Here is a 12153-nt window from a genome sequence, read left to right as displayed (position 1 = left end):
TTCAATAAAACCCGAAAAACCGCAATTGGTTTATTTTCAGGTTGAAAGAAGATAATGAGAACGGCTCAGAAATTCAAACGAATACCCTATTGAAGGTTGTTACCAGCCAGCCTGTTAAGTTCTATTTCCTGTACTTTTACACTAAAAGAAGCCTGGATTTTGCGCAACTCGGCCTGAACGAAGTTAATCTGGGCTTCACGAATTTCAAGCGGTGTAGCATTGCCCAGTTTGTATCGTTCCAAAGCAATATCATAGTTCTCCTCAGCAATGGAAAAGTTCTGCTCTTCCAATGCCCTAAGGGCTATGCTGTTTTGGTAATTAATGAAGGCCTTTCTTAAATCCGACTCTAATTGAAGCTTCATGTTTTCAATTTCCAACTCACGGGTTTCAATTTGAATTTGAGCATTCTGCATACGTCTCTTCACATCGAAACCGTTCAGAATATTCCATGAGGCAGTTATCCCATAATTAATCCCTTTTGAAGTATTGCTAATGAGGAAACCGGCATCGGAGTTACGGTCGTTAAAGTTGTAACCGAAATTGAGGGATAACTGAGGAAATCTTTCTGCCCCAATTTCTTTGCTCTGCAAATAGGCAATTTCCCGGTTGCGTTGAGCTCTCAAAAGACCGGGGTTATTGAGTTGTGCGCTTGCCAACAGGCTCTCAATTTGCAGGCTTTCATTGGCTGAAAAGTTAGCATCTGTTTCGTATTGTGCATCCAGTCCGGTGCCCATTAGCCTATTCAGATCTACCTGCGCATTAAAGACCACTTCTTTCTGGTTGAGTACGTTAGACTGATCAGCATTATAGTCTACCTGTGCCTGCAGATAGTCCAGCTTAGAGGTTTTTCCTACTTCATATCGGGTTTTGGCCAGTTCTACCCGGTCGGCCGAAAGCTTTAAAGCCTCTTCCAATACCCGAAGTCTCTCTTTTTCTAGTACCAAGCGGTAGTAGGCCGTAGAAATTTGCGCTATGGTATTTTCAATCTGAATCTTCAGATCATCTTCGGCCAGGCCCATGGTTTCGGCTATACGGTCTCGGGTATGAAACATCCCCAGGCCATTGAAAATAGTCCACCTCAAATTGGGACTCACATCTAGTGTATTCGATTTGGCCCCATTGATTTCTCTCGGGGAGTCATCATTCACAAACTGCTGTCTCACATTGGTGTTCGAAAAGCTTTTGCCGGCAGTAATGCTCACTTGTGGCAAAAAGGCACCAACACTTTTCTCGTAGTCGTTTGTGGTTTGTTCCACAGCCTTCTCCGAAATTTTAATGTTAAGATTCTTTTCTAGTCCAATGCTCACTGCCTGCTGCAGACTCAGCTTTTCCTGTGCATGCAGCATGGTAGAAACTAAAACTAAGAGGATATAGCTAATAACTTTCTTCATAACTAAACGGTAGTTCTGGCCAATCTACTTTTCTTGCTGGTGAAATAAGAATACATGGCCGGGATCACATAAAGTGTAAGAATGGTAGAAAACACCAACCCACCTATGATGGCCACTCCCATAGACACCCTGCTTTCTGCCCCCGCACCCAAAGCCAGGGCTATGGGCAAAATGCCAAGGATGGTCGAAAAAGAGGTCATAAGAATTGGGCGGAAGCGAGATTTTGAAGCATCGAGAATTGCCTCAGTTACACTGAGCCCCTGGGCCTTTCGCTGATTGGCAAACTCTACTATGAGTATTCCGTTTTTGGAAACCAAACCAACCAGCATTATAATACCTATTTGGCTAAAAATGTTGAGTGACTCTTCGTACCTCCACAGCACCAGCAGTGCTCCTGCCAAAGCCAGGGGAACGGTGAACATAATGATGAGCGGGTCGACAAAACTTTCGAACTGAGCCGAGAGCACGAGGTAGATAAGTACGAGAGCAAAGCCAAAAGCAAAATATAAGCTGTTGGTGCTTTCTCTAAACTCACGAGACTGGCCGGCCAGGTCAGTCTGGAAAGACTCATCGAGCACCTCTTCGGCCACACGATCCATAGCCTCTATACCCTGACCTGTAGTTACTTTTGGGGCCAAACTAGCCGAAACGGTAGCTGAAGCAAAACGATTGAACCGGTAAAGTTGGGGGGGAGAGCTACTCTCTGTGAGCGTAACAAGGTTATCTAACTGAATAAGATTACCCTGGCTATTTCTCACATATAGCGTTTTAAGGTCTAGCGGATCGTTTCTGTTTTCTCTATCTACCTGACCAATAATCTGGTATTGCTTTCCGTCTAAAATGAAGAAGCCAAAACGCTGGCCGGAAAGACCCAGTTGCAGTGTTTGTGCAATATCGCGCACCGAGAGTCCAAGCGATCGCGCTTTCTCCCGATCGATTTCTATTTTTATCTCAGGCTTGTTGAATTTGAGGTCGAGGTTTACAAAAGTGAACTCAGGAGCTTGCTGAGCCTTTAGCATAAACTCCGGCAACACTTCTTTTAGCTTTTCCAGATTGGGTGCCTGAATAACGTATTGTACAGGAAAGCCCGAACCTCTCCGGTCACCAATGGTAGCAGGCTGCGAAAGAAAAGCCCGTGCTTCTGTATACTTATTGATTTTAGGGGTAAAATCGTCTACTATTTCCTGTTGCGATCGCTCTCTTTCATCTGGGTCTTTAAGAATTATGAAGAAACGGGCAGAGTTTACGGCACTGTTTCCAAAGCCGGGAGAGGTCACAGTGATGATGGCGCTCTTTTCCGGAACTTCCTTTTCTATGGCCGTAATCACACTGTCAACATAGCGATCCATGTATTCGAAAGTGGCTCCTTCAGGGCCGGTAGCAAAACCCCTGATACTGGAACGATCTTCCAAAGGGGCTATCTCTTCAGGAATTCTGTTGCCTGTCAAAAAGAGGGCAATCATTCCTCCTGATAGAAGCACAACTACAAAGGCCATCCAGCGCACTTTCATAAAAGACTCCAACGAGTTGGCATATAGCTTATTGAGGCTTACGAAGAATGGCTCGGTAACATTGTAGAACCAGTTGTGTGTTTCTCTTTTCTTAAGAATTCGGGTACTCATCATAGGTGTGAGCGTAAGGGCCACGAACGATGAAATAACTACTGCTCCAGCCACCACCACTCCGAATTCGCGGAAAAGCCTACCGGTAAGGCCTTGTAAAAAGATTACCGGCATAAACACAGCTACCAACGCCACTGTAGTGGAAATTACAGCAAAGAATATTTCGCTGGCGCCTTTCACTCCCGCCTCTTGCGGCTCTAGCCCATCTTCTATTTTTGAGTATATGTTTTCCAATACTACAATGGTATCGTCAACCACCAAACCAATGGCTAACACTATACCCAGCAGGGTAAGTACATTGATGGAAAAACCGGAAACATACATGATAAAGAATGCTCCGATTAGCGAAATAGGGATGGTGGCTATAGGAATAACGGTCGTGCGCCAGTCTCTCAGAAAGAGAAAAATAATGACAACCACCAGCGCAAAAGCTACAATAATGGTTTGCTGAACCTCTGTAATGGACTCTCGGATATAGGTTGTATTATCGAATCCAATACCCACCTCAATGTCGGCCGGAAGATCCTTTTTTATTTGCTCTATTCGCTCGTAAAAAGCATCGGCAATTTCTATGTTGTTCGACCCGGGCTGAGTAACAACAGCTATACCCACCATGGGTACTCCATTACGTTTTAGAATGGTTCTCTCATTTTCAGGCGCCAACACAGCCCTTCCAATGTCTCTAAACCTCACAATGACATCTCCCTGCTCCTTCACAATGAGGTTGTTGTACTCTTCGGGAGTATTAATTCGCCCGATGGTTCTCACGGTAAGCTCCGTTTCGGCCCCTTCTACTCTGCCCGAAGGTAGTTCTACATTGTCTCGGTTTACAGCATTAAGAACATCCAGCGGAGTAAGCTCGTAAGCGGCAAGTTTATCAGGATCCATCCACAAACGCATAGAATAACGTTTTGATCCCCAAACCTGCACCGAGCTTACTCCTTGGATGGTTTGCACACGCTCTTTGAATATATTTTCTGCCAGAAGAGTAAGCTCCAGCAGGTCTCTTTCACTACTAAAAATGTTGAGAAAAATAATTGGTCCTGAATCCGCATCAGCCTTCGAAACATTCGGAGGCTCCACATCGGGAGGCAGTCTGCGTACCACACCGGCAACCTTATCGCGCACGTCATTTGCCGCGGCCTCCAGGTCTACTCCCAAATCGAACTCGGCACTTATACTGCTCCCACCATCTCTACTTATGGAGGTGAGGGTTTTTATACCGGCTATGCTGTTAAGGGCTTCTTCCAGAGGTTCTGTAATCTGAGACTCAATAATTTCGGCATTAGCCCCGGTGTAGGAGGTAGAAACCGATATAACCGGAGGGTCTACGCTAGGGAATTCTCTTACGCCCAAAAAGAGAAACCCAATGATACCGAAGATAACGATAACAATGTTCATTACCAGTGCTAACACTGGCCTCTTGATGCTTATAGTAGATAAACTGGCCATACTAGTTTTTCACTGAATTGATTTGAATAGCTGCTCCGGGTCTTATTTGCAACAGTCCTGAAGTAATGACAGAGTCTCGGGGTTCAATACCGCTTATGATCTGAACTTCTTCATCAGTTCGGATACCTATCTCTACATTGTTGATCACTGCCTTTCCGCCTTTGGCCAGGTAAATTCTATGGCCATTAAGCTCAGGAATTACCGAGACCGCAGGCACCATGAGTGCATTGTCTATGCTTTCCATCACCAACTCTATTTTGGCAAACTGGCCAGGCATTAGCTGGTTGTCTTTGTTATCGGCAAGAGCTCTCAACTTGAGCGTTCGTGTAGTTTCGTCTATTCGTGGTTCTATGGCGTATACTTCACCTTCGAAAATCTTGTTGGAGGCATCGGTTGTAAAGTTGATTTTATCACCTTTCTGAACCTTACCGGCATATTTACCGGGAATAGCAAAGTCCACCTTCATTGGATTAAGGTTGTAGAGGTTTGTTATTACCGTACCGTTGGTTATATAAGCTCCTTCGCTTATCTGACGAAGCCCCAGCACACCATCAAAAGGTGCACGTATGGATAGTTTTTCCAGCTGGGCTTCTACCAGCTTAATATCTGCAGAGGTTGTGTTCAGGTTGGTTAATGCAATATCATACTCTTCTTGACTTATGGCCTCTTTCTGGAGGAGCTTTTGCTGGCGAGCTTCTGTTTCGCGCGCCAACTGGTTGCTATAACGCAGCTTTTCCAGTTGGGCTCTCAGTTCATCGTCTTTCAGGCTTATGAGCAGATCTCCTTTTTTTACTCGTTGCCCTTCCTGAAAATGAATCTTCATTACCAATCCGGAAACTTCACTCTTCAGTTCAATGGATTCATTCGGTAAAATACTTCCGGTAATCTTTATTTTATTTTCGATGTACTTTGGTTTGGCCACACTAATATTTACGGGTAGTGCGCCACCACCACGAGCGGCTACCGGAGCGACTTGACTTTCAGAACCGGTTATCTCATCCAATCGCGGATATACGGCCCAGGCAGCCACCGCCAGAATAATCACTAGTATGACAGCGATTCTCGATACTTTACTCATTAGTTTAAGGTCGTTTTAAAAGAATTTGAATCGATAAACTCCATCGCCATCCGATTAAATACGTCTGGCTGTTCTACGTTGCACACATGTCCACAGTCGGGGATTACGCGCAGGTAGGCGTTGGAATGTTTTGTTACCAAGTCCATTACCTGGGGCAAAAACATATAGTCTTCATTGCCCATTAAGTAAAGGGTTGGTAATCGGGTATCGTTCTCGTTGAAGTATTTGAGTAGCGGGTTCAGTTTATAGGTGAGTTTGAACCAGCGAATGAATTCTTTCTGACAAAGCTTTTTGGCTTGATTGGCAAAGAGTATGCGCGACTCCTGATTTCGTTTGCGAGGCATAATAATCCAGGCGAAAAGCTTGTAGAGCCACATGTAGGGTATAATTCTTTTGGTAGCATTGCCCACACCTACCAACACTTTGGAGCGAATATTTAGGCGGGTAACGGCTCCTCCCATAACCAGGGAGCTTACTCGTTGGGGGGCAATTTCGCAAAGCGTGCGCATAAGAATTGTTCCCAGCGATATACCTACAAAGTGGGACTTTCTAATTTTAAGATGGTCGAGTACCTCAAGTATGTCTTTGGCTATGTTTTCAAAATTATACTCGTTGGTAAAGTAGCGCCTGAATATTTCCTGCGATTTTCCATGCCCTCTTAAATCGAGTAGCAACACGTTGTAGTGTTTCTTAAATGATTTTATCTGTTTGAACCAGATAGAGGAGCTGCCTCCGGCACCGTGCACAAAGGTGACCCACTCTGCCGAGGTAGAATGTTCGTATGTTTTGTAATATAACATAGCCGCTAGATGCAAACTTAACGTCTGGTCTAAGATTTAGTTCGACCGTTCAAAGAACACTTGGTTTAATTTGATGGCAAAAAAAAACCCGGCTTGAGGCCGGGCTTTTAATTCTATAGCTAATGAATTAGAAGTTAATTCTCAAAGTAGCATTCCAAGTAGTTCCGAAACCAAACCAAACTGAGTTTCTGTAGTCGATACCTTTCCAGGCAGGAGCAGACTCATCAACTCTGTGGATGTTAGTTTCAGACTCAGCAATGTAAATGGTGTTGAACAGGTTGTTCACGTTCACTCTGAAAGAAGAAGTGTTACCCATCAAATCGAAACGTACTGTACCACCAAGATCTACAAGACCGTAAGAAGGTAGTTTCAAAGCACCTTGGTTGTCTTCCTGGAAGAAGTCTGAATCTTCGATTGAGTAATCAGCATACAAACCATCAACGAATCTGTAACCAAGATCGAACACGAACTTACCAATTTTGTACTCACCCTCAATGAATGATGTAAACTGAGCGGCATCACCAACCTTAGCATCTTTAACATAAAGAATTTCGTTGGCTCTACCCGGTACAGGCTGGTTGTTATCATCAAATACTGCACCTTCAAAGTTGTCAGTGTATCTCCAGTCACCGGCAGAAACCATACCTCTTACTCTAAACTTGCTGTTGTAACGGTAGTCTACTTCAAGTTCAACTCCCATGTGACGAACATCGATATCATCGAACTGTGCGGTACCTGTTGCACCACCGGTCAAAGGCACGCTTCTGGTCTGGAATCTGTTACCCCAAACGGTGTTGTAAGCGTTAATATTTACTTTCAGGTTGTTGCTTACGAAACCATAACCCAACTCAACTGAAACAATCTCTTCGTTTTGAAGATTTTCGTTGATGTCGTTGGCAAAGCCAGGGAACACCGCATCGAAAAGTGGTTGTCTTGAAATGTAACCAGCGTTGAAGAACACGTTTGAACGAGCATCAAGATTGTAGTTAGCACCACCTTTTAAATATCCACCAGTAATGCTCTTCTTCTCAGAGATAGGGTTATTAGGCTGATCGAAGAAGTCTTCTCTTTTGAACGACTGGTTTGAAATACCTGCCTGAAGAACAGCTGTGAAGCTAGTCTCGTTGTTGTACTCAACAAGACCGTTAAGTCCTTGCCAGCCTACAATACCTGTGTTGAAGTAATCGATCTTTTCTCTTTCAAGACCAGTATTTCTGAATGGAGAAGCATTGATGGTTGTGTTCTGGATTTGACCGGCAGAGTTGCTGTTACCAGTAGAGTAGTAACCGTCAAGACCCATAAGGTTTTCCAAAGATCTGTAGTGGAAACCAGTGTAGCTTCTCAAGTCGATACCAATAGAGTATCTCCAATCTCCTTTGTCAAAATCAAGAGTAGAAATAGCACCTACCCAGTTGTGAGAGTTCATTGAAGCTCTTCTCACCAATACTGCTCTGTTTACACCGTCATTTCTAAAGCCGTTAGAACCGATCAATTGACCTTGGAAGCCTGAAATAGAACCGGTGTAAGGAGATGTTGTAGCTCTGTTTACTGCTACTACATTATCGAAGTTGATTGAACCATCTGCATTTCTTGAAGCAGCACCAAGGTTTCTCTCTAGCAAGTGCTCGGTAAGGTCTCTTCTGAACGGATAAAGATCAATATCAGAGTTACGGAAGTTGTTACCTCTTGGGCCTGTTCCTCCACCTCTACCGGCAGAACCGTAAAGAGAAGTAGCCAATTTCACACTCTCGTTAATTTTCCAATCCCAGTTGAATGTAGCCAATGGCTTATTGTAGAAGTTTCTTCTCATATTGAATTCTTCTCCACCAAGTTCACCGGCATCAGTGTTCCATCTTCTGTCCACACCAGACTCACCAAAGTTGATGTAGTCACGGATAGAAACCCATGTGCTTCTTTGGTGATGCCACTGACCTGCGCCCAATAGGGTAAGGTTAAAGTTGTGGGCAGAACCTTCAGGAGCATAACCCAAAGCTGCAAAGTATGTCCAGCCTTCACCGCTGGTACCATTCACATATCCGTTTCCAGACCATCTGCTCAACAAGGCAGAGAAAGCCCATCCTTTGTCGTTTTTACCAGTGTTGTAAGAGAATCCTGTTTTCACGTAACCATCGTTACCAATTCCCTGAGTAAAAGTACCGCCTCTTTCTATTTCGGCAGCTTTAGTGAAAATAGAAACTGTACCACCTACTGATGGAACAGCCAAACGTGAGGCACCAAGACCTCTCTGAATCTGAATACCTGAAGCAACATCGGTAAGACCTTGCCAGTTACTCCAATATACCCAGCCATTTTCCATATCGTTTACAGGCTGTCCGTTGATTAGGAATGAGGTGTTTCTCTGATCGAAACCTCTAAGCGAGATTCTTGAATCACCGTATCCACCACCTTGTTTAGTAGCATACACACCAGGAGTTCTGTTCATAATTTCAGGAAACTCCATGTTACCTACTTTCAAAGAGATTTCAGCCGGGGTAATCGTAGAAATGGCTACCGGAGTCTCTCGCTCCTTGGCAACATCAATCACACTTGAAGAAATCACAATCTCACCAAGCAAATTGGTTTTAGGAACTAGTTCAACTACCATTCCTGCTTTAGCTGCTACTTCTACAGTTTCAAAACCAATGAATGAAACCTGAAGAGTTTGACCTTCCGTTGCATTGAGACGGAAAGAACCATCGAATCCTGTAATTTCTCCTGTTTGAGTTCCTTTCAGAACAACAGTAGCCCCAGGAAGGGGATCTTTTGTTTCTGCGTCAATTACCTTTCCGGTAATCTGAGCCAGTGATACTTGAGATGCTGCTAAGAACATCAGACAAAGTAAAAATTGCTTCATAGTTGTTAATTTAGATAGTATTTCTACATTCAGTTGGCGCAAAATTAAAAAGGTATGCAGTCATGGTTGGTTGACAAATGTTATGATTTCGCTACGAATCAGCCCCTCCTTTAACCTATTCTTAACATTCGAAATTTTTTAGACTCAACATTTCTATTTTGCTGTATATCAGAACTTTTTCTTTCGGTTGGTTTACACTAATCCGGCTTGCACACCGGCTCTCAAAAAATATGTCCTACCAAACCATTAGTAAATTACGTCAATTCTGTATGTAAACCATACTTTACCTGAAGAAACCTAAGAATCTTTCATTAAGTAAAGGTTATCAGTATATTGCTTTTGAGAACAACTATATCATGGGAAAATTCTTTGTAAGGGGGCTGTTCCTGACCCTTTTTTACCTGACAATCTGCACTGCTTTTTCGCAAACATTAGATTACTATCTGCCTCAAAATGTGTCGTTTAACCCCAATATACCAACTCCCGCATCGGTCATCGGGCATGAGGTAGGCGAGTGGCACGTAACCCACGACAAGCTGGTGTACTATATGAAAGAATTGGCCCGGTCTTCAGACCGCGTAACGATTGAAGAAATTGGCAAGACTCACGAAGGCAGACCACAGCTATTGCTTACTATTACACACCCTTCTAACCATGCGGGGATCGATAAGATTAGAAGTGACCATGTATGGCTTACTTACCCCAACGAGGCCGACAAGTTCGATATCAAAAAAATGCCGGTTGTTACCTATATGGGTTTTAGTATTCATGGCAATGAGCCGAGCGGCTCTAACGCGTCTATGCTAGTGGCATACTATCTGGCAGCAGCACAGGGATCAGAAATAGAGCAAATGCTCAGGAACTCCGTGGTCTTGCTAGACCCAAGCTTTAACCCGGATGGCCTAAACCGATTTGCTACATGGGCCAACATGCACAAAAGCAAAAAAATCAACCCCGACCCTGCCGACAGGGAATATAGTGAAGCCTGGCCGGGCGGAAGAACCAATCATTACTGGTTCGACCTGAACAGGGATTGGCTACCGGTACAACAACCCGAGTCTAAAAACCGCATAGCTAAGTATCATTTATGGAAACCCAACGTGCTCACCGATCATCATGAAATGGGCACCAACTCTACTTTCTTCTTTCAACCGGGCGTACCCGAACGCACCCACCCTCTTACCCCCGAACTTAATCAGGAGCTAACCGCAAAGATTAGTGAGTTTCATGCTGCTGCCTTAGACAGCTTGGGTTCGCTGTACTTCACTGAAGAAGGCTACGATGACTTCTATTATGGCAAAGGCTCTACTTTTCCTGATATTAATGGAGGCATAGGAATTCTTTTTGAGCAAGCCAGCTCCAGAGGCCATGCTCAGGAAAGCGCCAATGGTATTTTGCGCTTCCCGTTTACGATAAAAAACCAGTTCAACACTGCTCTTTCTACCTGGAAAGCCTCTGTGGCTATGCGCGAGGAGCTTTTGGCCTACCAACGCGATTTTTATAAGCAAGTGCTTAAAGATGCTGACAATGACAACACCAAGGCTTATGTGTTTAAGGCAGAAAAAGACCCAGTGAGAGCCTACCATTTGGCCGAGATACTGAATGCTCAGGAAGTAGATTTTTATCGCCCTTCGCGCAACATAAAAATGGGTGAAGAAACCTATACCTCTGAAAACAGCTACATCATACCACTAAAACAAAGAAACTATAAACTGGTAAAAGCCATGTTCGAACAGCGCACAACATTTAAAGACAGCCTGTTCTACGATATTTCCGGCTGGACCTACCCCATGGCCTTTAACCTGGAATACCACGAGATGAGCAGCCGAGACTACAGCCGTAATCAACTGGGAGAAAAAATAGATAAGATTAGTTTTCCTGAGGGTAAAGTTTTAGGCGGACAAAGTGCTTATGCCTACCTTTTTGAATGGCACGGATATTATGCCCCAAGAGCTGCCAACAGGCTTTTGGAAAAAGGAGTGCGGATAAAAGTGGCTACCAGCCAGTTTACAGGCCCCGGAGAAAAGCTGTTCGACAGGGGGACAATACTTGTGCCTGTGGTAGGGCAGAGGCTTTCAGAAAGCGATCTCTTTTATGAAATGCAGCGCATAGCGCGTGAAGACGGGCTGGATGTGCATGCCATGAAATCGGGGTTGACCGATGGAGTAGCCCTGGGTAGCAATAGCTTTGTAGCTCTGGAAAAACCAGAAGTAGCTCTGATTGTAGAGGCTGGTAGTTCTTACGATGCAGGAGAGGTATGGCACCTGCTGGACACACGAATGAACATGCTTGTTACCAAATTACCAGCCGACAGAGTAGGATCTTCGGCCATTGACCGGTACAACACTATAATACTTACCGGTGGACTGAACTTGTCGGAAGGCGAGCTGCAAAACCTGAGAAGCTGGGTAAGCAAAGGGGGAACACTCGTTGGTATGGGCTCGGCCGTTACCTGGATGGCACGAAACAAGCTGACCAACCTGAAAACCGTTGAGGTAGAGTACCCCAAAACAGATAAGGTACCTTACGATAAGATAGACAACTACAGCAGATCCCTCTATATCCCTGGTGGAGTGTACATGTCCGAACTTGAATTGTCGCACCCTATGACCTTTGGCTATTACCGAAAAATGTTGCCCACCTTTAAACGAGGCACCATTCTTATTGAGCCTTCAGAAAGTCTATATGCCAACGCTGGCAGATATACGGAAGAACCGCTTGTTTCCGGGTGGATCAGCCAGGCTAATCTGGAAGCCCTAAAAGGTACTTCTACCATACGAGTTTCTGCACTGGGCAGAGGCCGGGTAGTTTCGCTGGTAGACAACCCTAACTTCAGAGCTTTCTGGTATGGCACCAACAAACTAATGATGAATGCCATATTCTTTGGACGAATTGTTGATGGCTACGCAGCCAGGTAATTGAGTTATTTAACCCGGTAAAAAAGTTTTTTACCTAC

General features: G+C 44.4%; 6 protein-coding genes. 1 reads left to right on the top strand and 5 read right to left on the bottom strand.

Features of this window, described 5'->3' with window-relative positions; all coding sequences use genetic code 11:
- Positions 1–86: 86 nt before the first annotated feature.
- The 5 genes from B3O12_RS12660 to B3O12_RS12640 all read right to left on the bottom strand — a co-directional run bounded on the left by B3O12_RS12660 (position 87) and on the right by B3O12_RS12640 (position 9197).
- The gene (locus B3O12_RS12660) at positions 87–1391 is read right to left on the bottom strand and encodes a TolC family protein (RefSeq protein ID WP_189629110.1); all 1305 of its coding nucleotides are present in this window, start codon (positions 1389–1391) and stop codon (positions 87–89) included.
- Between the two features lie 2 nt (positions 1392–1393).
- Positions 1394–4465, bottom strand: a complete 3072-nt coding sequence (locus B3O12_RS12655) for an efflux RND transporter permease subunit (protein ID WP_189629109.1) — start codon at positions 4463–4465, stop codon at positions 1394–1396.
- A 1-nt stretch (position 4466) separates the two neighbouring features.
- Positions 4467–5543 (bottom strand): efflux RND transporter periplasmic adaptor subunit, encoded by a 1077-nt coding sequence (locus tag B3O12_RS12650; RefSeq protein ID WP_286743828.1) that lies wholly within the window; start codon positions 5541–5543, stop codon positions 4467–4469.
- Positions 5543–6343 (bottom strand): alpha/beta fold hydrolase, encoded by an 801-nt coding sequence (locus B3O12_RS12645; protein ID WP_286756531.1) that lies wholly within the window; start codon positions 6341–6343, stop codon positions 5543–5545. The genes B3O12_RS12650 and B3O12_RS12645 overlap by 1 nt, the downstream gene beginning before the upstream one ends.
- 127 nt (positions 6344–6470) lie before the next feature.
- Positions 6471–9197 (bottom strand): TonB-dependent receptor, encoded by a 2727-nt coding sequence (locus B3O12_RS12640; protein WP_189629106.1) that lies wholly within the window; start codon positions 9195–9197, stop codon positions 6471–6473.
- 356 nt (positions 9198–9553) lie between these two features.
- On the opposite strand from B3O12_RS12640, the gene B3O12_RS12635 reads away from it, so the two are divergent.
- Positions 9554–12115: a M14 metallopeptidase family protein gene (locus B3O12_RS12635; protein ID WP_286756530.1), complete on the top strand. Its 2562-nt coding sequence runs from the start codon at positions 9554–9556 to the stop codon at positions 12113–12115.
- Positions 12116–12153 lie beyond the last annotated feature (38 nt).

Source organism: Roseivirga sp. UBA838 (genome assembly GCF_002296035.1).
Classification (GTDB): domain Bacteria; phylum Bacteroidota; class Bacteroidia; order Cytophagales; family Cyclobacteriaceae; genus Roseivirga; species Roseivirga thermotolerans.
Note: the sequence above shows the minus strand (reverse complement) of the source record. Positions and strands in the feature narration are given on the sequence as shown.

Bases quoted from the DNA above. Each gene is read 5' to 3' on its own strand.
- B3O12_RS12640 (WP_189629106.1), bottom strand. From the start codon at position 9,197: ATGAAGCAATTTTTACTTTGTCTGATGTTCTTAGCAGCATCTCAAGTA.
- B3O12_RS12635 (WP_286756530.1), top strand. From the start codon at position 9,554: ATGGGAAAATTCTTTGTAAGGGGGCTGTTCCTGACCCTTTTTTACCTG.
- B3O12_RS12655 (WP_189629109.1), bottom strand. From the start codon at position 4,465: ATGGCCAGTTTATCTACTATAAGCATCAAGAGGCCAGTGTTAGCACTG.
- B3O12_RS12650 (WP_286743828.1), bottom strand. From the start codon at position 5,543: ATGAGTAAAGTATCGAGAATCGCTGTCATACTAGTGATTATTCTGGCG.
- B3O12_RS12645 (WP_286756531.1), bottom strand. From the start codon at position 6,343: ATGTTATATTACAAAACATACGAACATTCTACCTCGGCAGAGTGGGTC.
- B3O12_RS12660 (WP_189629110.1), bottom strand. From the start codon at position 1,391: ATGAAGAAAGTTATTAGCTATATCCTCTTAGTTTTAGTTTCTACCATG.